This window comes from Actinomadura rugatobispora (assembly GCF_042656285.1).
GTDB lineage: Bacteria > Actinomycetota > Actinomycetes > Streptosporangiales > Streptosporangiaceae > Spirillospora > Spirillospora rugatobispora.
Genome location: NZ_JBHSON010000026.1, coordinates 38593 through 61348, shown reverse-complemented (window position 1 = coordinate 61348; position 22756 = coordinate 38593). Strand labels below are relative to the sequence as shown.

At 72.2% G+C, this 22756-nt stretch carries 20 protein-coding genes; 6 read left to right on the top strand and 14 right to left on the bottom strand.

Features of this window, described 5'->3' with window-relative positions; genetic code table 11:
* Nucleotides 1-12 precede the first annotated feature (12 nt).
* Nucleotides 13-537, bottom strand: coding sequence for a DoxX family protein (locus ACFPZN_RS19925; protein ID WP_378283531.1), 525 nt, complete (start codon nt 535-537; stop codon nt 13-15).
* 109 nt (nt 538-646) lie between these two features.
* On the opposite strand from ACFPZN_RS19925, the gene ACFPZN_RS19920 reads away from it, so the two are divergent.
* On the top strand, nt 647-1834 hold the full coding sequence (locus tag ACFPZN_RS19920; protein ID WP_378283530.1) for an amidohydrolase family protein: 1188 nt from the start codon (nt 647-649) through the stop codon (nt 1832-1834).
* Nucleotides 1835-1926: 92 nt separating this feature from the next.
* On the opposite strand, the gene ACFPZN_RS19915 is transcribed toward ACFPZN_RS19920, so the two are convergent.
* Nucleotides 1927-2772 carry an SDR family NAD(P)-dependent oxidoreductase gene (locus tag ACFPZN_RS19915; RefSeq protein WP_378283529.1) on the bottom strand — a complete coding sequence of 282 codons (846 nt, stop codon included), beginning with the start codon at nt 2770-2772 and terminating at the stop codon, nt 1927-1929.
* A gap of 195 nt (nt 2773-2967) precedes the next feature.
* Here ACFPZN_RS19915 and ACFPZN_RS19910 point away from each other — a divergent pair, with 195 nt between their 5' ends.
* The 3 genes from ACFPZN_RS19910 to ACFPZN_RS19900 are packed head-to-tail and all read left to right on the top strand — an operon-like array spanning nt 2968 to nt 7698.
* Nucleotides 2968-4224, top strand: a complete 1257-nt coding sequence (locus ACFPZN_RS19910; RefSeq protein ID WP_378283528.1) for an ABC transporter substrate-binding protein — start codon at nt 2968-2970, stop codon at nt 4222-4224.
* A 7-nt stretch (nt 4225-4231) separates the two neighbouring features.
* Nucleotides 4232-6949, top strand: a complete 2718-nt coding sequence (locus ACFPZN_RS19905) for an ABC transporter permease subunit (RefSeq protein ID WP_378283527.1) — start codon at nt 4232-4234, stop codon at nt 6947-6949.
* The gene (locus ACFPZN_RS19900) at nt 6946-7698 is read left to right on the top strand and encodes an ABC transporter ATP-binding protein (protein ID WP_378283526.1); all 753 of its coding nucleotides are present in this window, start codon (nt 6946-6948) and stop codon (nt 7696-7698) included. The genes ACFPZN_RS19905 and ACFPZN_RS19900 overlap by 4 nt, the downstream gene beginning before the upstream one ends.
* Nucleotides 7699-7775: 77 nt before the next feature.
* Here the strand turns inward: ACFPZN_RS19900 and ACFPZN_RS19895 are convergent, their stop codons facing one another.
* The 6 genes from ACFPZN_RS19895 to ACFPZN_RS19870 are packed head-to-tail and all read right to left on the bottom strand — an operon-like array spanning nt 7776 to nt 14207.
* Entirely contained in the window at nt 7776-9239 is a 1464-nt protein-coding gene (locus tag ACFPZN_RS19895) for a class I adenylate-forming enzyme family protein (protein WP_378283525.1), read from the bottom strand.
* Nucleotides 9240-9272: 33 nt separating this feature from the next.
* Entirely contained in the window at nt 9273-10127 is an 855-nt protein-coding gene (locus ACFPZN_RS19890; protein ID WP_378283524.1) for an acyl-CoA thioesterase, read from the bottom strand.
* Nucleotides 10128-10153: 26 nt separating this feature from the next.
* The gene (locus ACFPZN_RS19885) at nt 10154-11011 is read right to left on the bottom strand and encodes an enoyl-CoA hydratase-related protein (protein ID WP_378283523.1); all 858 of its coding nucleotides are present in this window, start codon (nt 11009-11011) and stop codon (nt 10154-10156) included.
* Between the two features lie 19 nt (nt 11012-11030).
* Entirely contained in the window at nt 11031-11516 is a 486-nt protein-coding gene (locus ACFPZN_RS19880) for a PaaI family thioesterase (protein ID WP_378283522.1), read from the bottom strand.
* Between the two features lie 31 nt (nt 11517-11547).
* The gene (locus ACFPZN_RS19875; protein ID WP_378283521.1) at nt 11548-12756 is read right to left on the bottom strand and encodes an acetyl-CoA acetyltransferase; all 1209 of its coding nucleotides are present in this window, start codon (nt 12754-12756) and stop codon (nt 11548-11550) included.
* Nucleotides 12757-12767: 11 nt separating this feature from the next.
* Nucleotides 12768-14207, bottom strand: a complete 1440-nt coding sequence (locus ACFPZN_RS19870) for an OB-fold domain-containing protein (protein ID WP_378283520.1) — start codon at nt 14205-14207, stop codon at nt 12768-12770.
* Between the two features lie 152 nt (nt 14208-14359).
* Here ACFPZN_RS19870 and ACFPZN_RS19865 point away from each other — a divergent pair, with 152 nt between their 5' ends.
* Nucleotides 14360-15439: an amidohydrolase family protein gene (locus ACFPZN_RS19865; protein ID WP_378283519.1), complete on the top strand. Its 1080-nt coding sequence runs from the start codon at nt 14360-14362 to the stop codon at nt 15437-15439.
* A gap of 74 nt (nt 15440-15513) precedes the next feature.
* Here ACFPZN_RS19865 and ACFPZN_RS19860 read toward each other — a convergent pair whose 3' ends face one another.
* Nucleotides 15514-16263, bottom strand: coding sequence for an SDR family NAD(P)-dependent oxidoreductase (locus ACFPZN_RS19860; RefSeq protein WP_378283518.1), 750 nt, complete (start codon nt 16261-16263; stop codon nt 15514-15516).
* Between the two features lie 16 nt (nt 16264-16279).
* On the bottom strand, nt 16280-17056 hold the full coding sequence (locus ACFPZN_RS19855) for an SDR family NAD(P)-dependent oxidoreductase (protein WP_378283516.1): 777 nt from the start codon (nt 17054-17056) through the stop codon (nt 16280-16282).
* A gap of 171 nt (nt 17057-17227) precedes the next feature.
* Here ACFPZN_RS19855 and ACFPZN_RS19850 point away from each other — a divergent pair, with 171 nt between their 5' ends.
* Entirely contained in the window at nt 17228-17761 is a 534-nt protein-coding gene (locus ACFPZN_RS19850) for a PaaI family thioesterase (RefSeq protein WP_378283515.1), read from the top strand.
* Nucleotides 17762-17792: 31 nt separating this feature from the next.
* On the opposite strand, the gene ACFPZN_RS19845 is transcribed toward ACFPZN_RS19850, so the two are convergent.
* The 4 genes from ACFPZN_RS19845 to ACFPZN_RS19830 form a co-directional block, all read right to left on the bottom strand.
* Nucleotides 17793-19193 carry a family 1 glycosylhydrolase gene (locus ACFPZN_RS19845; protein ID WP_378283514.1) on the bottom strand — a complete coding sequence of 467 codons (1401 nt, stop codon included), beginning with the start codon at nt 19191-19193 and terminating at the stop codon, nt 17793-17795.
* Nucleotides 19194-19380: 187 nt separating this feature from the next.
* Entirely contained in the window at nt 19381-20874 is a 1494-nt protein-coding gene (locus ACFPZN_RS19840; protein ID WP_378283513.1) for an aldehyde dehydrogenase family protein, read from the bottom strand.
* Nucleotides 20875-20916: 42 nt separating this feature from the next.
* Nucleotides 20917-21711 carry an SDR family NAD(P)-dependent oxidoreductase gene (locus ACFPZN_RS19835; protein WP_378283512.1) on the bottom strand — a complete coding sequence of 265 codons (795 nt, stop codon included), beginning with the start codon at nt 21709-21711 and terminating at the stop codon, nt 20917-20919.
* Nucleotides 21708-22685, bottom strand: a complete 978-nt coding sequence (locus ACFPZN_RS19830; protein WP_378283511.1) for an LLM class flavin-dependent oxidoreductase — start codon at nt 22683-22685, stop codon at nt 21708-21710. Before ACFPZN_RS19830 ends, ACFPZN_RS19835 begins: the two co-directional genes overlap by 4 nt.
* Between the last annotated feature and the right edge of the window lie 71 nt (nt 22686-22756).

Sequence of the window (22756 nt, the reverse complement as noted above, 5' to 3'; positions counted from 1 at the left end):
AGCGAAATGTTTTCAGCTGCCCGCATCCCGGCCCACCTCGACGTTCCCCGGCCGCCATGTCGCGGCGAGCAGCACCAGCGCGCCGAGCACCCCGGCGCCCACCGCGATCGCCGCCCCCGGCCCGCCGTCCAGGGCGTCGTCGACACCGATCAGCCGGTCGGCCGAGAACCGCCCCGGACCGAGCAGGGCGAGTGCGGCACTGGCCGCGGCCAGGACGAGCACGTACTCGTACCCGTCCTTGAACACGAAGAAGCCGTTCCCGCGGTGCGCCGTGACCCCCGCGACCACCATCGTCCCGATCACGAAGGCGCAGGCCAGCGGGGTGAGGAGCCCGGCCACCAGGGCGGCGCCCGCCGCGATCTCGCCGGCACCGCTCAGCAGCGCGTGCAGCCGCGGAGGGCGCATCCCCAGCGATCCGAACCAGCGGGCCGTGCCGGCGAGCCCGCCCCCTCCCCACAGATGGTTGCATCCGTGGGCCACCATGGTCACGCCCACGACCACCCGCACCAGCAGGGCCGCCACATCCACCGACGCCATCCGCCGTCACCTCCGCCTTCGAGCTCTCCACTTGGGCCCTGAACGCTAGCAAGTTTTATTTATATAGCTATATTGGAGGAACCTGTCCCTGCTAGCGAGAGGACGGCCGATGAGCGGCGCACTCCCCTACCAGATGATCGACTTCGACACCCACTCGTACGAGACCACGGACTGCTTCACCCGCTTCATGCCGAAGGACAGGCTCGACACCGCCGTGCAGCTGGTGAAGACCGCCTCCGGGGACCAGGTCCTGCTCGCCAACCACCGGGTCATCAACGCGCTGGAGCACAAGAACCTGGACAAGGCCTACATCCCCGGCTCCCTGGCCGAGATGCTCCGGCAGCGCTCCCAGGGGGACGAGGCCGACGCCGAGCGGTTCTTCGAGGACTTCAGGGACGAGTACCTCGACCGGGACGCCCGCCTCGCCACGATGGACGAGCAGGAGATCGAGCGGGCCCTGATGTACCCCGGCGGCTGGGGCCTGCTCGCCGAGGCCTACCTCGACGGCGTCGAGCCCCTGTACGACAACCTGCGCTCGTTCAACCGGTGGATGAACGAGGACTGGGGCTTCGCCTACAAGGACCGCATCTACGCGCCGGCCATGCTCTCGCTGCGCGACCTCGACCACGCCGTGGCCGAGCTGGAGGCCGTGCTCGACGCCGGGGCCAGGTTCATCATGATCCCGGCCGGCCCCGCCTACGGCCGCTCCCCCGGCGACCCCTACTTCGACCCGTTCTGGGCGCGCGTGAACGAGGCGAAGGCCAACATCGCCTTCCACATCTCCGAGTTCCACTACCAGGCCAACGTCGCCTCGCACTGGGGCTGGGGCCTGGTCCCGCCCTTCCAGTTCTCCGCCTGGCAGTGGCAGAACACCTACGGCGAGCGGCCCATCACCGACACCCTCTCCGCCCTGATCTTCGACAACCTCTTCGGCCGCCACCCCAACATCAACGTCGTCGTCAGCGAGTTCGGCGCCGAGTGGGTGCCGCACTTCCTCAAGCACATGGACAAGAGCCGCGGCATGGGCCGCAACGGCGTCTGGCTGGGCGGCCAGCTCGCCGAACGGCCGAGCCGCGTCTTCCACCGGCACGTCAAGGTCGTCCCCTACCCCGAGGACGACGTCATCGCTCTCGCCGACCGGCTCGGCACGGTGGACTCGCTGGTCATGGGCTCGGACTGGCCCCACGCCGAGGGGCTGGCGAACCCGCGGGACTACTTCGCGAAGGTCACCGACCTCGGCGAGGAGAACCGCAGGAAGTTCCTGCGCGACAACGCGCTGCCCCTGCTCACCTCCTGAGCGGCCGAGCGACGGGGGCGGGGCCTCCCGCCGCGACGAGAAGCCGTTCCACCCGCGAGAACATCGGCACCGGGTGGAACGGCGATCCCGGATCACATCAGGGGAAGCATGCCCAGCACCGTCGCGGCCGTGGAGCCCGCGTCGACCGGCAGCGTCGCGGCCGTGATCCAGCCGCTCTCGTCGCCGGCCAGGAAGAGCGCCGCCCAGGCGATGTCCCACGCGCAGCCCTCGACCTGCAGCAGGTTCGCCTTGCGCCGCGTCTCGCGCGCCTCGTCCCCGCCGCGGTCGCCGATCGGGGTGTGCAGGTGACCGGGCACCAGGCAGTTCACCCGTATCCCGAAGCGGCCCCACGCATAGGCGAGGTCCGCGGTCAGCGCGATCACTCCCGCCTTCGAGGCGCCGTAGGCGCCGCTGCCGAAGGCGCGGACGGCGGCGGCCGAGGAGACGTTGACGATGGAGCCGCCGCCGGACGCCCGCAGGTGCGGTAGCGCGGCGCGGCACGTGAGCATCGTGCCGCGCAGGTTGACCTCGACGACGCGGTCCCACTCGCGCGTGTCCGGGGCGTCCACGGCGCCGCCGGTGATGCCGGTGTTGTTGACCAGCACGTCCAGCCGTCCGGCCTCGGCCACGAGGGACCGCGCGGCCCGCTCGACCTCCTCTTCACTGGTCACGTCCGCGACGAGCGGTAGCGCGCGCCCGCCCTGCCGGCCGATGAGGGCGCAGGTCCATTCGGCGCGCTCGGCGGAGACGTCCATCACGCCCACGGTGGCCCCCTGGGCGGCGAAGAGGAGCGCGGTGGCGGCCCCCGTGCCGAGGAAGTCGGGATCCGGCCCGCCACCCCCGCCCGCCACCAGCGCGGTACGCCCGCGCAGCCGGTCCCCGCGCAGCGGCAGCGCCGCGGCCCTGCTGCGCCTCCGGTCCGCATCCGAATCGTTCACGACGGCCTCCCAGGGTCCGCAACGCGTGGAATGAACGCATACAGCTTAAATATATAACGAATCTCTTTACTTGCTCTTGTTGTACTGTTACCTTCCTCACACGCGTCTGGTTCACCACCGAACGCGCCTTGGAGCGATCTTCGGGGCCGCCGTCCCTTCCTTCCGCGCTCGGCCCCACCTATGAGGAGACGTCTGATGACCAGACCATTTCGCCTGCTCGGAACCGCCTGCCTCGGCGCCGCGGCGCTCGTCCTCGCCGGCTGCGGCGACGGCGGCGACGGCGCGGCGAGCGAGACCGTCAACCCGGCCCTCACCAAGCCGGAGATCAAGATCGGGCTGATCGTGTCGCGGACCGGGGCCAGCTCCTCCTCGAGCAAGAGCGGCGCCGACGCGGCCCTGGCCTGGCAGCGCTGGATCAACGCCGGCGACGGCATCGCCGGGCACCCGGTCAAGGTGATCGTCAAGGACGAGAAGAGCGACGGCGCCAGCGCGACCGCCGCCGCCAAGGACCTCCTGGCCGACCCGCAGGTGCTGTCGATCACCACCGAGGCCGCCAACACCGAGCACCAGGTGGCGGCCGCGCTCGGCGGCAAGGACGTCCCCGTCATCGGCGCGACCGGCTACCAGACCAAGATCTGGACCGGGTACCCGAACTACTTCCCCACCACGCCGCAGGCGTTCCCCGGCACCGTGCTCGTCCAGTTCGCCGCGGCCAAGGCGGTCGGCGCCACCAAGTGGGCCTCCGTCTACTGCGCCGAGGTCGCCGCCTGCAAGGAGGCCACCACGCTGCACGGACCGGCCGCCAAGCAGTTCGGCCTGCAGCTCTCCGGGTCGGTGGCGGTGTCGACGACGGCCCCCAACTACACGGCCGAGTGCCTGCGGCTCAAGAACCAGGGCACCGACTTCATCCAGATCGCGGTCGCCCCCGCGGCGGGCCGCAAGCTCATCTCCGACTGCCTCGCCCAGGGCTACAAGGGGTACTTCGGGGCCTCGGCCGGCACGGTCAACGCCGAGCTCACCAAGGCGCCGAACGTCAAGCTCGCCGGCGGGATCCAGGGCTTCCCCTGGTGGGCCGAGGACCAGCCGGTCAAGCAGTTCCGCGACCTCATGAAGAAGCACGCCCCCGACGCCGACTTCGAGACCCCCGCCGCCACCAGTGTCTGGGCGGCTCTCGAGGTGACCCGCAAGGCCGCCGCGGGCATCGGCGACCAGCCGACCCGCAAGGACATCATCGCCGGGCTGCACAAGCTCAAGGACGAGGACCTCGGCGGCCTGCTGCCGCAGAGGCTGACCTACGCCGAGGGCGAGAACGGGCCCGCCATCAACTGCCTGTGGATGTACAAGATGGAGAACGGCGAGTTCACCAGCACCTCGCTCTCGGGCACGTCCGGCAACAGCGTCACCGGCGGCACGCTCAAGACCGACTGCATGAGCGCCCCGGCGACCGGCTGAGGCCGAGATGCAGGAACTGATTCCCTTCCTCGTCAGCGGCCTGGCGATCGGCGCCGTCTACGGCCTGATCGGCACCGGGCTGGTCGTGACCTACAAGACGTCCGGGATCTTCAACTTCGGCCATGGCGCGCTGGCCACCGTCGCGGCCTACCTCTTCTACTGGCTGCACATCGACCAGGGCCTCGGCTGGCAGGTGTCGGCGGCCGTGACCGTGCTGCTGGCCGGTCCCCTGATGGGGCTGGTCATGGAGCTGATCGCGCGGCGGCTGGCCCCGCAGCGGGTGCCCATGAAGATCGTCGGCACCGCGGGGCTGATCCTCCTGGTCCAGGGCCTTGGAACGATCAAGTACGGCCCGGACCCCATCAGCGTGGAGAGCTTCCTGCCGAAGGCCGAGGAGTCCTTCGCCCTCGGGTCGGTCAACGTGCACTACAAGTACGTGTTCACCGCGGCGATCGCGGTGGCCGCCGTCGGCGCGCTGTGGGCCCTGTTCCGGTTCACCCGGACCGGGCTGGCGATGCGCGCCGTGGTGGACGACCCCGACCTCCTGGACGTCAAGGGCATCGACCCGGTGCGGGTCCGGCGGATCGCCTGGCTCATCGGCTCGACCTTCGCCGCGCTGTCGGGCGTGCTGCTGCTGCCCCTGGTGGGGCTGGAGCCGATCGCCCTGACGTTCCTGGTGGTCACCGCGTTCGGCGCCGCCGCCATCGGCGCGTTCACCAACATCCCGCTGACGCTGCTGGGCGGGCTCGCGCTCGGCGTGGCCAGTGACATCACCAAGAACTACCTGCTCGACGTGACCTGGCTGTCGGGCGTCCCCTCCAGCCTGCCCTTCCTCATCCTGGTCGCGGTGCTGCTGCTCACCCCCAAGCGCAGGCTCAGGCCGCCGTCCATCGTCGAGCACCGCCCGCCGCCGCAGTGGCAGGCGCCCGGCCGGGTGCGGCTGGCCACGGCGGTCGTGGTGGTGGCCCTGCTGGCGACGGTCCCCCTCTTCGCCGGCACGAAGCTGACCTTCTACATCGTCGGGCTCACCCAGGTCGTGATGTTCCTGTCGCTCGGCCTGCTGGTGCGCACCTCGGGCCAGGTCTCGCTGTGCCACGCGGCCTTCGGCGCGATCGGCGCGGTCGCCTTCTCCCAGTTGGCCGTGGACCACGGCCTGCCATGGCTGGTGGCACTGCTGCTGGGCGCGCTGATCGTGGTCCCGGTCGGGGCGCTCGTCGCGCTGCCCGCGATCCGGCTGTCGGGCCTGTTCCTGGCGCTGGCGACGCTGGGGTTCGGGATCATGGTGGAGCGGCTGTTCTACCCGCTGAACTGGATGTTCACCCCGCTGAGCAACGGCCGGGAGATGCCCCGGCCGTCGTTCGCCGAGGACGACCGGGCGTTCTACTACTTCGTCCTCGCGCTGGTGGTGGTGATCGCCGCCGCCGCCGTCGCCGTGGAGCGCGCTCGGCTGGGCCGCATGCTGCGCGGCATGGCCGAGGCACCGGTGGCGGTGTCCACGGCGGGCCTGAGCACCAACGTCACCAAGCTGCTCGTCTTCTGCCTCTCCGCCTTCGTCGCGGGGATCTCCGGCATCCTCTACGGGGCGACGCTGCACTCGGCGGGGACGACCGACGTGCACTACACCTCGTTCCACTCGATCATCCTGCTGGCGATGCTGGCGCTGGCGCCGTTCGGCGGGCCGTGGTACGCGATCTTCGTCGGGATGACCGCGATCCTCCCCGGCTACTTCCCCGGCGCGGACACCGGCTACTGGCTCAACGCCGCGTTCGGGCTGTTCGCCGTCCAGGTCGCGATGGCGGGCGGCACACCGCCCGCCCCCGAGCGGCTTCGCGACGCCCTGGAACGCCTGGGCGGGAGACGTCGCACCGCCGCCGAGGCCCCCGGCGACGGCGCCCCCGTCCGGGAGACCGCGCCGGCCGCCGCCCGGCCGGGCGAGGGGTTCCGGGTCCGCGGGCTGACGGTGCGCTTCGGCGGCGTCACCGCGGTCGACGGGGTCGGCCTGCACGCGCCCACCGGGCGGATCACCGGCCTGATCGGCCCGAACGGCGCGGGCAAGACCACCCTGTTCAACGCCGGCACCGGCCTCATCAGACCGGACTCGGGGAAGATCACCATGCACGGCCGGGACGTCACCCGGATGCCGCCGGCCGCCCGCGGGCGCGCCGGGATCGGCCGCACCTTCCAGATCATGAACCTGTGCGACTCGCTCACCGTCGCCGACAACGTCGCGCTCGGCCACGAGAGCGCCCTGGCCGGCGCCCGCCCGTGGTCGCAGCTGGCGGCGCCGCGCGCCCAGCGGCGGCGGACCCGCGCCGCCGCCGGCGAGGCGATGCGGCTGTGCGGCATCGCCCGCCTGGCCGACCGCCAGGCCGGGGAGCTGTCCACCGGCGAGCGCCGCCTCGTCGAACTCGCGCGCTGCCTGGCGGGCCGGTTCGACGTGCTGCTGCTGGACGAGCCGTCCTCCGGCCTCGACCAGGAGGAGACGGCCCGTTTCGCCGAGGTGCTCCAGAAGGTCGTCCGCGAACGCGGTGTCGGGATCCTCCTGGTCGAACATGACATGTCCCTCGTGATGCGCGTGTGCTCCCACATCCATGTCCTGGACTTCGGACAGATGCTGTTCGAAGGCGACCCGGACGCGGTCCGGTCCTCGGAGCTGGTGCGCTCGGCGTACCTGGGCGAGGGCGAGATCGGGAGCGTCGACAACGTTCAGGAGGCCCAGCGATGAGCGGCACCGCGACCGGCGGCACGACCGGCGACGCCACGGGCGGCGCGACCGCGCCCGCGGCGCTCTCGCTGCACGACGTGCGCGCGGGCTACGAGGAGACCATGGTGCTGCACGGAGTCTCGCTGACCGTGCCGAAAGGGGCGGTGGTCGCCCTGCTCGGAGCCAACGGCGCCGGCAAGTCGACCCTGCTGCGGACCGCCGCCGGGCTGAACCGCGTCCAGGCGGGCGGGATCGAGCTGCTCGGCGAGGACATCAGCAGGCTGCCCGCCCACCGGCGCACCGAACGGGGGCTGTGCTTCGTCCCCGAAGGGCGCGGCATCTTCCGCAGCCTCACGGTGCGGGAGAACCTCGCGCTCCAGGCCGCGCCCCGCGACAGGGCCACCGCGATCGAGCGGGCGGTCGAGGCGTTCCCCGCGCTGTCGGGCCGCCTCGACCAGACCGCGGGAACCCTCAGCGGAGGCCAGCAGCAGATGCTGGCCATGTCCCAGGCGCTCCTGCGCGACCCCGCGGTGGTGCTGGTGGACGAGGCGTCGCTCGGCCTGGCCCCCGTGATCGTCGACGAGGTGTTCGCGTTCCTGGAGGGCCTCGCGGCACGGGGGGTGGCCCTGCTGATCGTGGACCAGTTCGCCCAGCGGGTGCTGCACATCGCGACACACGCCTACGTGCTGCGGCGCGGCCGGATCGGCTACGACGGCGAGCCCGGCGAGCTCCTCCAGGGCGACATCTTCGCCAGCTACATCGGCGCCTAGAACCACGGCGGGGCCGTGCCCGGGACACCCGGGCACGGCCCCGCCTCATGCCCTCGAAGGACCTCGGCGACCGCGTCCTAGGGGACGGTGTCGCGCAGGACGCGGCGGAGGACCTTGCCGTTGGCGTTGCGCGGCAGGTCGGTGACGACGTGCCAGTACGCGGGCACCTTGAACCCGGACAGTTCGGCGCGGACGAAGGTCCTCAGCCGCTCGGGGTCCGGCGGCGCGCCCGGATCGGCCGGCACGACGAAGGCGGCGACCGTCTGGCCGAGCCGCGGGTCCGGCACGCCGACGACCGCGACGTCGGCGACCTCCGGGTGCGCCGCGAGTACGGTCTCCACCTCCAGCGGATGCACGTTCTCACCGCCTCGGATGATCATGTCGCTGCGCCGGCCGGAGAGGTACAGGTAGCCGTCCGGGGCGACCCGGCCCAGGTCCCCGCTGTGCAGCCAGCCCTCGCCGTCCAGCACGAACAGGTGGTCGCCCCGCGCGTGCACCTCGCCGATGCCGTCGGCCCCGGGCCTGTCGATGCGCAGTTCGACGCCGGGAGCGGCCCGGCCGACCGACAGCAGCAGTTCCTCGCGCCCCGCCACCGCCGCACGATGGTCGTCGGGCGTCAGCACCGACATCGGCGAGCCCTCGGTCTGCCCGAACATGTTGAGCATGCGGACCCCGGGCACCGCGGCGTACGTCGCCCTCAGCGTGTCCGGGCGGATGGGGGCGCCGCCGTACTGCAGGACCCGCCAGCGCGCGGGGCCGAGCTCCCCGGCGGCCAGGAGCATCTCCAGCATGGAGGGCACCATGCTGGTGTGCGTGGCGCCTCTCTCGCACAGGAGGCGCCAGCCCTCGACGGTGAACCGCGGAATCCCGGTCATGCGGGCCCCCGCGCCCAGCGCGACCACGACGTTCCCCAGTCCGGAGAGATGGTGGAAGGGCGCGCTCCCCCCGTAGAGGCTGTCGGGGCCCAGTTCGCACAGCGCCCCGTTCACCCTCGCGCGGGCCGCCAGGCGCCATTGGGGCATGGGCACGGCCTTGGGCGCGCCCGTGGTGCCGGAGGTGTGCAGGACGATCGCGATGTCCTCCGGCCGGGCGGCCAGCGGGCGCTCCCCCGGTTCGAACGGCGGCAGCGGCACGAGGCGGCGCCCGGTCCGTTCCGCCACCTCGCGTCCCAGCTCCGCGTACTCCGGCTGGGCGAGCACCACCGGTGCGTCGAGGCCCGCGACCACGGTCGCGACCTCGCTCGCCGTCATCCGCGTCCCCAGGGGGGCGATCGGGTGGCCGGCGCCCGCGCCCGCGATGACCAGGGCGAGGGCCTCGGGCGAGGACGCGACGAGCGCGGGCACCGGGGCGCCCTCCGGCAGGTCGAGCGAGTCCAGCCAGCCGGCCGCCCCGGCGGCGCGGTCCAGAAGCTCGCGGCCGCTCCAGGTCGCGTCGCCGTACACGGCGGCGGGCCGGCCGTGGTCGTAGGCCGCGGCCACCATCTCCGACCAGGTGACCTCGCGCGGTCTGGCCGCGGCCGCCGCGCGCTCAGCATCGATCAACGCTTCCTCCATGTCGCCGTCGCGGGGGACGGATCAGTGGGCACGGCGGTGGAGCCCCTCCTGGAGCACCGTCGCGACGAGGCGTCCGGCCCGGTCGCTGATGCGGGCGTGGGCGAGGGAACGGCCGCCGCTGCTGCTCAGCGGGTCGCACTCCATCAGCAGCCACTCCTCCACCCGCGCCGGCCTGTGAAACCAGACCGTGTGGTCGAGGCTGATGCCGATGACGTCGTGGGGCAGCGACGAACCGGGCGGGCGGGCGTCCATGACGACCCCGAGATCGGAGATGTAGGCCAGCGCGGCGATCTGCCACAGCGGGTCGTCCGGGACGGCGGCGCGGTGGCGCAGCCAGAGGGGATGCAGCGGGACGAACCCGTCCGCCCGGGGAGCGGCGAAATGCCGGATCTCGAAGGGGTGCCCCACATCGCTCAAACGCTGTGTCGGCAGAGTCCGGACCACCGCGCCGGGATCGGCGGCCGGCACCTCCGCGTGCCAGTCGTCCCCCGCCTCGGGGGTGTGCAGGGAGGCGGTCATGACGAAGAGGGTCCGTCCTCCCTGGGCCACCTCCACCTCACGGACGGCGAAGGCGCGACCGTCGCGTACGCGGCGCACACTGATGTCCAGAAAGGGGTGATCAGTCCCCCGCCTCAGAAAGTGGGCGTGCAGCGAGTGCGGGATCTGCCCGGGAGCGGCGGTGCGCCCGGCGGCGAGCACGGCCACGGCGGCGACGAGACCGCCGAAGACCGTCCTGCGGCTGGTCAGGGTCGCCGGCGCCCGGAAGGCGTCCGGCCCGGTGGGCTCCACGCTCAGCAGCGACCGCAGATCCCGCCATGCCCCTTCCCGCCCGGGTATGGCCACGGCGCTCCCGGGCGGGCCGGAAGGACTGTTCACAGTGGTCACCTTCGTCCTCTCGGCGTTCAACCGGGCAGGAAGGGGTCTCGGGTGGCCTCCTCCGGATCGAAGTCCGGGGGCAGTCCTTCGAACTTCGGGGGACGCTTCTGGGTGAAGCTCTCCACGCCCTCCCGGAAGTCCGGGGAGCCCGCGAAGTACTCCATCGCCGAGTAGCTGCGCCCCAGCGCACCGGTGAAGTCGCGGTCGAGGTCGCCGTACACCTGGTGCCGGACGACGGCCATCGCGCGCGGAGAGCAGTTGCGGGCGATGTCGCGGGCGTAGGCGCGGGCGGCGTCCAGGAGCTCGCCGGGCTCCACGACCCGGCTGACCAGTCCCAGGGCCTTGGCCTCGTCGGCGTCGAACGTTCGTCCCGACAGCAGCAGGTCGAGCGCGTTCTCCAACCCGACGAGCCTGGGCAGCACGTAGGGCAGGTTGTACTCGCCCGCCAGCCCGCGCCGCGTGAAGGCGGTGGTGAACCGGGCTCCGCGGGCCGCGAACCGCACGTCGCAGATCAGCGCCTGGATCAGGCCGATGCCCGCGCATCCGCCGTTGATGGCGGCGATCATGGGTTTGGGCAGCAGCCGCCGGCTGTACATGGGACTGCGGCCCTCCAGGTGCAGGCCCTCGCCCGGTCGGGAGTTCTGCTCCAGCCGCTGCATGTCCATGCCGGGGCAGAACGCCCTGCCCGCACCCGTGACGATCACGACGCGCACCCGCGGGTCCGCCGCCGCCCGGTCCAGCAACTCGAAGAACCGCGCCTCCATGGGCACATTCCAGGCGTTCTTGCGCTCCGGCCTGTTGAAGGTGAGGGTGGCCACCCCCTCCTCGTCCACGTCGTACAGGACCAGGTCCGTGTCGGGCCGGTCGACGGCTTGCTCGGACATCACACGCTCCTCATGTCGTTCAACTCGGGATCCGCCGGCCCAGGCCGGGCCGCTCGCCGGACACGCTCAGCACGACCTGGCCGCGGGCGCACACGACCCCGTCGGCGCGGCGGACCTCGACCTCGCTGAAGTGGATGCGCCCTCCGCGCCGCACGCAGCGGGCGTGGGCGACCACCTCGGGTCCGGGCGCCGGGGCGAGGTACTGGATCGACAGTGAGACGGTGCTGAGCCGGCTGCCCCTGGCGAAGTCGTGCCCGGCCATGACGGCGCCGCCCCCGGCGGTGTCGATCAAGGCGGAGAGCAGGCCGCCGTGGAAGACGCCGTCGTGCGCGCTCAGGCGCTCGGCGAAGGGGAGCGCCATCTCGACCCCGTCGGGGTCCCATCGCCGCACGCTCATGCCGCAGTCCCGGTTGAACTCGACTCCGCGTTCCCAGTGCTCGCGGAACCACGCGCGCATGTCCTGCTGCTCCCGCTCGCCGAGCGGGTCGGGCCTGGTGACGGTCATCCGTCGTCCTTCCATGTTCGTGGCGGGGAGGTCACGCGCCGGGCTCGGCACCGACCAGGGAGACGAAGGAGACGCATTCGCCCGGGGCGCCGCCCAGGTTGTGGGTGAGGGCGAGCCGGCGCCCTTCGGCGAGGGACGCGATCCGGCGGTCGGCCGGGGCCTCGCCGCGCAGCTGCAGCCACGCCTCGAACATCATCCGCAGCCCGGACGCGCCGATCGGGTGCCCGAACGCCTTGAGCCCCCCGTCGGGATTGACCGGGAGGTCGCCGTCGAGGTCGAAGGCGCCGGACAGCACGTCCTTCCAGCCCTGGCCGCGCTCGGAGAACCCGAGGTCCTCCATCAGCACCAGCTCGGTGGGCGTGAAACAGTCGTGCACCTCGGCCATCGCGATCTGCGCCCGCGGGTCGGTCACGCCCGCCTGCCGGTACGCGTCCCGCGCCGAGGCCACCACCTCGGGGAACGTGGTGAAGTCGTAGCCGGGGTCGCTGCTGCCGGTGGCCGCCCCCGCCACGAAGGACAGGGCCTTCACGTAGATCGGCCTGTCGGTGTAGCGGTGGGCGTCCTCGGCGCGCACCACGATCGCCGCCGCCGACCCGTCCGAGACTCCGGAGCAGTCGAACACTCCCAGCATGCCCGCCAAGGCAGGGGCCGACTTGATGCGCTCGATCGGCACTTCCTTGCGGAACTGGGCCCTTTCGTTGCGCGCGCCGTTCACATGGTTCTTCCACGCGATCCGCGCCAGCACGTCCTTCAGTTCGGCGATGTCGACGCCGTACCGCTGCGCGTACGCGGGCGCCAGGAGGCTGAAGGAGGCCGGGGCCGTCATGTCGTTCATGCCGACGGTGCCGTCGTCGGGCACGGGAGCCCCGCTCAGGCCGGAGAAGCCGGAGTCCTTGAGCTTCTCCACGCCCACCGCCATCGCCATGTCATAGGCGCCCGACGCCACCGCGTAGCACGCCTGGCGCAGCGCCTCCGAGCCCGTGGCGCAGAAGTTCTCGACGCGGGTCACCGGCTTGTCGCCGATGCGCAGAGCCCGGCTGAGCGTCAGTCCCGAGGAGCCCGACCCCTGCGTGCCGAGCCAGAACGCGTCGACCTCGGCCAGGGTGACGCCCGCCGATTCCGCCGCCGCGGTGGTGGACTCCACCAGCATGGTGTCCACCGACCTGTCCCAGTGCTCACCGAAGGCGGTGCAGCCCATGCCGACGATCGCGACGCGATCCCGGATGCCGTTCGATCCCACCGGTGTCCTCCTCAGCCTCGTGCGGCGCCGCGGCGCACGGGCCGGGCCTTCCAGAAGTAGTTGTGCACGCCCCGCGCCGTCCGGGTGCGCCGGAACGACATCTCCACCCGGTCCCCGATCCGGAGCGAGCCGGGATCGGCGTCGGCCAGCTCGCACCGCATCCGGCCGCCGCCGTCGAAGTCCACGACGGCCATGACCGTCGGAGGGCTGAGCGAGTACGCCAGATGGTCGATGGTGAAGGTCGCGACCGTCCCGGCCGTGTCGGCCATGGGCTCGGGATCCATCGGCCCCACATGCCGGCATTCGCGGCAGACGTCGGCGGGCGGGAGGTGGCGCGTGCCGCAGACCTGGCACCGGCCCGCCACGAAGGCGTACTTCCACTCGGCCGAGCGCAGCATGGGCGGCGCGTAGGGCGGTTCGGGGTCGGGCCGGCGGGGCGGTTCCCGGTCGAGGAGGCCCCGCCAGGTCAGGAACGTCGTGTAGGTGAGCGAGTCGTCCCCGGCGGCGATCTGCTCGGCGACCGCGGGCTCCGTCCTGCGTCCGGCCAGTGCCCCGGTGGCGCGCAGCACGAGCACCGAGACGCCGTCGGCCAGCAGCATGACGGCGATGGTCTCGCCGGGCGCGGCCCGGTCGAGCACGTCGCACAGCACGACGCCGAACTGGGCCGTTCCCGGGTTGCCGATGGCCTCGGCCAGATCGTCCGCCCAGGCCCGGCGCGGCACGCCCGTCCGGGCGGCGGCGCCGCGGACCGCCCGGCCGTGGGTGCCCGCGACGATCAGGTGGTCGACGCCCTCAGGGGTCAGGCCCGCCTGCTTGAGCGCGTCGGCGAACGCCGCCCCGGCGAGCGGGGCGTAGGCCTGCTCGCCGAAGCGCTCCTCCCATGTCCGCGACGACGCCTCCCCCTGGATCCGCCAGCGGTCCAGGAACTCCGAGGTGGACCAGGCGCGGGCCAGCACGTCCGCGATCACCGGGGCGGTCGAGGCGGTGTCCCCCGAGCCGGCGAACAGGAACGCCGCCGCGGCGTCGCCGCCCTCGCGTTCGTCCGCTCCGCCGGGGAGCCCGCCGCGCAGATCCGACAGGACGGCCAGGGTCGGCACCGGGGAGTCCTGGGCCGCCGTGAGCGCGGCGAAGCCGGAGCGGACGGCCCCGCACATGTCCGCCGCGGGAGCCGTCCTGTCGAGCCGCAGCGCGGCGTGCACGGCGGTCGCGTTCGTCTTGTCGGTGTAGGCCGGGGCCGAGGAGGCGAAGAGCAACTGGCGTGGGGCGTGGGCCCCGGGGAGGCCGCGCAGCGCGGCGCGCGCCGCCTCCACCCCCATCGACGTGCTGTCCTCGTCGTGCGCGGCGACCGACCGCGAGCCGGGTGCGGCCGCCGCTCCCAGCACCGCGGCGATCTCGCCCCGCCGCAGCCTGCGGTGCGGGACGTAGGCGCCGTAGGCGACCAGTCCACCCATCGGACCTCCCTCATGATATAGCTATATAATTAGACTACTTTAGCAAACGATGGGGCGGTCGCCACACCCCGGGGCGGCACCCGGCTCGCTTGCCAGATATAGATAGATATATAGAATAGTTGGACTATACCGGCGCAGGTTCAGGAGGACGGATGACCAAGATCTGGGCCAACTCGGCCGACTCCCACGTGCTCGAGCCCGACGACCTCTGGCTCCAGGCACTGCCCAAGAGGCTGGCCGAGCGCGCCCCGCGCAGCGAGCGCGGCGACCGGTTCGAGGTGCTCTACATCGACGGCGACCAGGTCAACCGCCAGCTCAACGACCTGATGGACGCCATCCGGCCGCCGGGCGCGCGCGACCTGGACGTCCGCCTCAAAGATCTCGACCAGGAGGGCGTCTGGGGCCAGGTGGCCTTCCCCTCGATGGGCTTCTGGTCGGCCCTGATCCGCGACCGGGAACTGGCCCGCGAGGTCGTCCGCGCCTGGAACGACTGGGCGCACGCGGAGATCATGCGGCGCACCGAGCGGATCTTCACGCCCGCCTGCGTGTCCATGGCCGACATGGACGACGCCGTCGCCGAACTCGAACGCGCCGCCGAGCTGGGCTTCCAGGCGGTGTCCCTGCCCACCCAGACCGCCCCCGGCGAGGAGTACGGCCTCGACCGCTGGGAGCCGCTCTGGACGGTCGCCGAACGGGCCGGCATGGCCGTGGCCTTCCACATCGGCACCGGCGGCGACACGGTCGTCTACCGCGGGCCCGGCGGCGCCGTGGTCAACTTCATGGAGACCACCTATCCCGGCATGCGCGTGGTGTCGCACATGGTCGCCGGCGGCGCGCTGGACCGCCACCCCGATCTGAAGATCTTCATCGCCGAGGGCGGGGCCTCCTGGCTGCCGGCCATCGCCGACCGGATGGACGAGGCCTACCGCCAGCACGGCATGTTCGTCCGGCCCAAGCTCAGCCGGCTGCCCAGCGAGATCATGAAGCGGCAGGTGTACGCCTCGTTCCAGCACGACGCCAGCGCCGTGGACACCGTCCGCCACTCCGACTTCCAGAACGTCATGTGGGGTGACGACTACCCCCACCTGGAGGGCACGTACGGGCACACGCAGGAGACGCTCCGCGGCCTGTTCGACGGCGTGCCGGACCAGGTCCGCGAACGCATCACCCGCGGCGCCTTCAACGAGCTCTTCAGCGTCCCGGACCAGACGCCCCGGCAGGCGGCGGTCTGAGAGCCGCTCTCCGAACGCCCAGGGCGGCGGAGCCGGTACCGGCGCGCTCCGCCGCCCTGTCGCCTTCCCGCCGCTCAGCCCGCGCTGCGGCCGCCGTCGATCACGTAGCACTGGCCGGTGATGTAGGACGCCTCGTCGGAGGCCAGGAAGAGCGCGAGGTTCGCCACTTCCTCGGCGGTGCCGAGCCGCCCCATCGGGATCCTGTCCGACAGCATCCGCAGCGTCTCCGGGGGGCTGCCGTCCAGGATCGCGGTCTCCGTCGTGCCGGGGCACACCGCGTTCACCCGGATCCCGTCCCTGACGTACTCCAGGGCCGCCGCCCTGGTCATCATCACCTGCGCCCCCTTGGAGGTGATGTAGGGCGACGAGCCCGGTGTCGCCCGGAACCCTCCGATCGAGGCCGTGTTGACCACGGAGGCCCCACTGGGCGCTTCCAGCAGGAGTGGCAGGGCGTGCTTGAGGACCATGTAGGAACCGCGCACGTTCACGGCCATCACCCGGTCGAAGGCGTCCATGCCGGTCTCGTGGATGCGGGCGCCCCCGCCCGCGATGCCGGCGTTGTTGGCCAAGATCTCCAATCGGCCATGGCGCTCCCGGCAGTGCGCCATCAGCGCCCGGACCGCCGCCTCGTCACTGACATCGCACGTGAAGGGCTCCACCTCGCCCCGGGCCTCGGCCGCCACCTTCTCCTGCGCTCCCGAGATGTCCGCGGCCACCACGCGCGCGCCTTCGGCCGCGAACCGCAGGGTGATCGCCCTGCCGATGCCCGAACCCGCGCCGGTCACCACCGCGATCTTGCCCTGGAGCCGTCCTGCTTCTGCCATGGTCTTCCCTTCGTTCCTAGGCCGGTACGCCGCCGTCGACGACGAGGACGGACCCGGTGGTGTAGCTGGAGGCCGCCGAGGCGAAGTACAGCGCCGTGCCGACGATCTCGCGGGGCTCCCCGCCCCGGCCGAGCGCGAAGGTCCGGGCCGCGTGCCGGTCGAACGCCTCGCGGTCCCAGTGCGCGGCCACGTCCGTGAAGAACCCGCCCGGCATGATCCCGTTCACCCGTACGGCGGGGCCGAGGGCGTGGGCGAACGAGGCGGTCATGCTGTTCAGCCCCGCCTTGGCCGCGGCGTAGGGGATCACGTCCTTGCCGGTCCGGACGGCGCCGATGCTGCTGATGTTGATGATCGAGCCGCCCGCGCCGGCCGCCATCCGCGTGCCGACCTGGGCCATCAGGCGGAAGGGCCCCTTGAGGTTCACTCCGAGGACCTTGTCGTACAGCTCCTCGGTGACGTCCAGGACGCTGTCGTACAGCGGCGACATCCCGGCGTTGTTGACCAGGACGTCGACACGCCCGAAGCGGTCGTAGACCGCGTCGACCATGCGGTCGATCTCCTCCCATCTGCCGACGTGGCACGCGATCGGGAGGGCCTCCCGGCCGGTGGTCCCGCGGACGGTCTCGGCGAGTTCCTCGCAGGCGGCGAGCTTGCGGCTGGCGATCACCACATCGGCGCCGGCCGCGGCGAAGGCCAGGACCATCTCGCGGCCGAGGCCGCGGCTGCCGCCGGTGACCAGCGCGATCTTGCCGGTCAGATCGAACAGGCGCGTGCGGTCGTAGGGGTCGGTCACGGGGCACTCTCCAATTCGGGACGCCGGCGCGGCACGCGGCCGCGCGGTGCCCTCGGGGCCGGTGTTGAGCGTCGGCCGAGATGTAGCATAATCATAGAATATAGATAACTGATTCACGAGCCTGTGCGAGGTTCGATCATCCGCGAAGCCCCGTCTACCCGAGGATCGTGCATGCGCACTGACGACGACCGGCCCAGGACGCCCGACCGGCGCTGGGCGGGCTCCGATTTCCAGGATCCGCCGCGGACCGGGGGCGGCGTCGCGCTGTGCGGCGCGTGCCACGCCGCCGGGCGGTGCCGGCTCGGCGTCCAGCGCGAGCGCCTCGACGACACGGGGAACGCCTGGTTCCACGTGACCTGCCCCCGGGACCAGGAGGGCGGTCCCAACGTCGCGCACGGCGGCTGGACGGCGGCGGTCATGGACGAATGCCTGGGTCACGTACCGTTGCTGAACCGGACGCTCTCGGTCACCGCCGAACTGTCGGTGAGCTTCGTCAAGCCCGTCCCCGTCGATAGGCCCGTCCAGGTCAGGGCCTGGGTGGACCGGCGGGAGGGGTCGCGCTGGTACATCGCGGGCGAGATGTCACTGCTGCCGGGCGGCGCGGTCCTGGCGCGCGCCTCCGGCATCTGGGTGGCCCGGGACCCTGGGCACTTCGACCGCCACGAGAAGTGGCTGGCCCAGCAGGACTCAGCGGGCAGTCCCTGACGCTCGACGAGGCCCGGGGCGGGCTCGCGGCCTAGACCGAGTGGAGGGGTCGGCGTCCGGACTTGGTGGACGTCCTGACCGGGGGCAGGGGCCCGCCGAAGGCCTCCTGGTGGGGCCAGTCACGCGGGATCGCGGGCTGCGGCGGGTGCTGCCGGCCGTCGACCGCCATCGCGTAGTGCCGCGTGTAGCGCAGCTTCCACGCGGCGTTGTCCATCAGGGACCAGTACTCGTATCCGCTGATCTTGACGCCCTCCGCCATCACCTGGGCGAGCCAGCGCAGCTGGGCGGTGAGTCCGGCCCGGCGGCGCGCCCGCTCCTCGTCGGTGTCGGTGCCGGTGGCGGGTTCCAGGTCGCACATGCCGTTGTCGATGATGCGCAGCGGCGGCAGGGCGTCACCGTAGATGTCGTCCAGAGCGGCGACGGCGTCGGCCAGCGCCTCGGGAACGACCGGCCAGCCGTAGCGGGTCGTCTGGACGGCCTCCATCGGCGCGAGCACGAAGCCGAGACGGGCGAGCACGCGGTTGGCGTCGTTGAGCGCGCTGAAGCACTCCCGCACCGGCAGCAGCCTGGCCAGGTTCTCCGGTGCCGCCACCCGTGTGGGCACGTGCCAGACGACCCCGAGCACGTCGGCGGGCTCGGCGATCGCCTCCATGTCCCCGGGCCGGACGCACCCGGCGTCCTCCACGGGCGAGCGGTCGTTCCCGGCGACCATGTGCCGGCCGAGCAGCATCGGATCGAGCAGGAGGCGGTGCGCCCAGCTCTCGAGCCGGTCCAGCGCGACGCGGTCCCTGATGTCGTCGGAGGCGGCGTAGCCGCCTATCAGCGTCAGGGAGCCGCCCACCTCGGCGCCGCCCGTGTTCTGCCGCAGCGCCCGGACGGCGAGTCCGGCGCCGAGCAGCACGTGGTGCAGGGCCACCAGGCCCCGCATTCCCACGCCGCGGCCGGTCGGGAGCATTCCGGCGACGTAGTCGGCCACCGAGTGGACCAGCACGTCGCTGACGGTGGTCCAGCGGGCCACCCGGTCGCCGAACCGCTCCCCCATCCCCGCCGCGAAGTCGGCGAAGCGCGCCGCGGTGTCACGGTCGAGCCAGCCTCCGGACAGGTCCGCCCAGCGCGGCATGTCGATGTGCAGGAGTGTGATGCCCGGCTTGATCCCGCGGTCCAGCAACTGGTCGAGCCTGCGATCACAGCGGTCCAGGGCCGCCCTGTCCCAGCTTCCCGGGCCGGCCGGCTGGAGGTACGGCCAGCCGGCGACCATCTGGCAGGAGGTCGGCGCGCCGCCCACGACCGCCTCCAGGTCCGCCGACCAGCGCCGCGAGGGCCCGGCCGGGGCGATGCCGAAGGAGCCGCGGGACGGCGCGGCGAGCCCCTCGGACGTCGAGATGCCCCAGTCGACGCCGTCGAAGGCCTTCCGAAGGCTTGAATCGATCATCACGCACCATCCGCGAGCCGAGTTGACGCGATGGTCGGCCCGAAGACGGCCGGAATACGGCTCGACGCTAACACCAGAATCGGATGGTGACAATGTTGCATGCACATTACATGTCAAGCCACATCGCTGCGATCTCGGTTACACCCGTCCCCCGGGTCCGAGACCGTGGCCCGGACCCGGGGCAGGCTCAGGAGCGGCCGACGCCGACCCCCTTGACGTGGATGAACTCGTCCAGGCCGGCCTTGCCGCCCTCACGGCCGAAGCCGCTGATCCCGACACCGCCGAAGGGCGTGCCGGCGCAGGTGATGGGGTTGGGGCCGGGGTTGACGAAGACGGTGCCGGCCTTCAGGCGCGGGACGAGGCGGTTGATCCGGTCGACGTTCGGGGACTGGATGTAGGCCGACAGCCCGTACTCGCTGTCATTGGCCAGGGCGACCCCCTCGTCCTCGGTGTCGAACGGCGTGATGGCCAGAACCGGGCCGAACACCTCCTTCTGGGCCAGATCGCTTCTGTTGTCGACGTCCGCGAAGACCGTCGGAGCGACGAAGTAGCCGTCGGCCTCGATGCGCTCGCCGCCGTGGACGAGGCGTCCGGCCTTGTCGGCGACCGCCTTCTCGATCATGTCCTGGACACGGTCCCGGGCGGTCGCGTCGATCAGCGGCCCGATGTAGGTGGCCGGGTCCAGCGGGTCGCCGACCGGCAGCGCCTTGACGGTGCCGACCACCCGCTCGATGACCTCGTCGTAGATGGGGCGCTGCACCAGCAGCCGGGTCGGCAGCGCGCAGCCCTGGCCGGAGTTGCTCATCGCGAACGCGGCGCAGTAGGGGCCGACGGCGTCGAGGTCGGCGTCCGCGAACAGCAGGTTGGCCGACTTCCCGCCCAGCTCGAACAGCACCGGCTTGAGGGAGGCCGCCGCGGCGGCCATGATGTGGCGCGCGGTGACCGGGCCGCCGGTGAAGGAGATCTTGTCGATCCCGGGATGGGTCACCAGCGCCTGCCCCGCCTCGCCGAGGCCGGTGACGACGTTGATCACCCCGTCGGGGATGCCCGCCTGACGCGCCAGCTCGGTGAACAGCAGCGCGGAGAAGGGCGTGCTCTCCGCCGGCTTGATCACCACGGTGTTGCCCGCGGCCAGCGACGGCGGCACCTTCATCGCCAGCGACAGCGCCGGCGAGTTCCAGGTGATGATGTGGCCGATCACCCCGTACGGCTCGGCGACCGTGTACTCGACGAACTCGTTCGGGCTGTAGGCGGCGGAGACACCGCCCTCGATCTTGTCCGCCCAGCCCGCGTAGTACTCGGTCCACTCGGCGACGTGCGGGCCGACGTTCTCGGCCCATCCGCCGATGCAGACCCCGTTCTCCAGCGGGCAGATCGCGGCGAACTCCTCGATGTGCTCGCGGATCAGGCCGGCGAAGCGGGTCAGCAGGCGGCGCCGCTCCGCGGGGCGCATCGGCCCCCACACCTCCTCGAACGCGCGGCGGGCGGCCGCCACCGCCCGGTCGACCTCCCCGGCCCCGGCGAGCGGCACGGCGGCCTGAACTTCGCCGGTGGCGGGATTGACGTGCTCGTGGACGCCCCCGCTCGCGTCGAGGACGTCCTCACCCCCGATGATCAGCCGCGGTCGCGGCAGATCGGAGGCCGCCTTGCGCCGGTGCAGCTCGACGTCCACGTTCACCATGTGGGTACTCCTCGGATCGGGTTCTCATCGGATGCGGCGCGGCTATCCCTGCCGCATGTCCGCGACGTAGGGCTGGTGGGCGAGCAGGCCGCCGTCGACGCCGAGGGTCTGCCCGGTGATGAAGGCCGCCTCGTCCGAGGCGAGGAAGACCACCGCCGCGGCGACGTCCTCGGGCGACCCGAGCCTGGGCGTCAGGTGGTGGCGCAGCATCGTCTCCTGCATCGCGCCGTGGGCGGAGTGCCTGCTCGCACCGGTCACGATGAACCCGGGCGTGATCGCGTTGCACCGGACGCCCTGCTTGCCGTACTGGGTGGCGACGTACCAGGTGAGGTTGATCAGGGCGGCCTTGGACGCGCCGTAGGCGGGATTGCGCAGATCCCCCGCCAGACCGGACCCGGACGAGGTGTTGATCACCGCGCCGCCGCCACGGGCGATCATGTGCGGCAGGGCGGCCTGGATCGCGACCATCGCGCCGCGCACGTTGATGCGCATGGTGTCGTCCCACACCGCCGGGTCGGCCTCCGCGACGGCCAGGTCCCGCCTGGCCGCCAGGTGCGTGGCGGCGGCGTTGTTGTGCAGGACGTCGACGCCGCCGTACGCGCCGACCGTGCTCTCGATCATGGCGCGCACCGAGTCCGTGTCGCCCAGGTCCACTCCCACCGCGGTCGCGGTCCCGCCGGACGAAGTGATCTCCTCGGCGACCGCGGCGGCGCCGTCCTTGTTCAGATCGGCCACGACCGTGCTCGCCCCTTCGGCGGCGACCCGCCGGGCGGTCGCGGCGCCGATGCCGGACGCGGCTCCGGTGATGACCGCGATCTTGCCCTGAAGCCTGCTCACGCGGCACCCTCCTGAAGCAGCGGACGCAGCCGCTCGCAGATCACGCCGATATGCCGGGCCACCGCCTCCTCGGGCAACCCGGCGACCGAGGCGCCGAACCACACCGTCTCCACCGGCGCCTCGCCCGCGTACTTCCGCACGTGGGCGGCCATGTTCTCGGGAGTGTCGACCGGGAACGACGTCAGCGGGCCCCGGGGCGGGCGCGACCGCAGCACGTCGGGGTCCACCGGTCGCGGGACGAGCCGCCCGGTCCCCTCCACCATGTAGCGGCGGTAGCTGTCGAAGTGGTACGCGACGTGCGGTGCCAGCAGGGCCCAGTCCCGTTCGGGATCCTCGCTGACGAACCCCTCGATGCCCCCCGCCATGCGCGCGGCGCCGGGATCGTGCCCGCCCTCGGCGAGGCCCGCCCGGTACTCCGGCCACGACTCGGCATTGGCCGTGAGCAGACCCTCGCCCATCCGGCCCGCCCGCCGAGCGCCTTTCGGCCCCAGGTAGCCGAGCCAGATCGGCAGGCGTTCCTGGACGGGGGCCGGGGTGAGTCCGCCGTCGCCCCAGAGCCGCCGGAGTTCGCCGACCTGCGCGTCCAGGGTCCGGTAGCGCTCGCCGATGTCGGCTCCGAACAGGTCGAACTCGGGCACCCGGTAGCCGGCGCCGAGCCCGAGGTCGACCCTTCCCCCGCTGACGAGGTCCACGACCGCCGCCTCCTCGGCCAGCTGCGGGGTCTTGCGGAGCGGGGCGATCAGGATCCCGGTGCCCAGCCGCACCCGGCGGGTCCGGGCGGCCGCGGCGGCGGCGAACGTCAGCGGCTGGGGCAGGTAGCCGTCCTCGAACAGGTGGTGCTCGGTGAACCAGATCGAGTCCGCGCCGAGGTGCTCGGCCTCCTGGCACATCTCGAGCACGAAGGCGTACAGGCGCGCCGGATCCCGCCGCCAGCGCGGCGGGTTGCGCAGATCGAACCAGACACCGACCTTCATCCCTCACCCCTCAGTTCGCTTAAACATCTACCCTATTCAGCCGATCCCGCCAAGGATAGGGTCCAACCCGA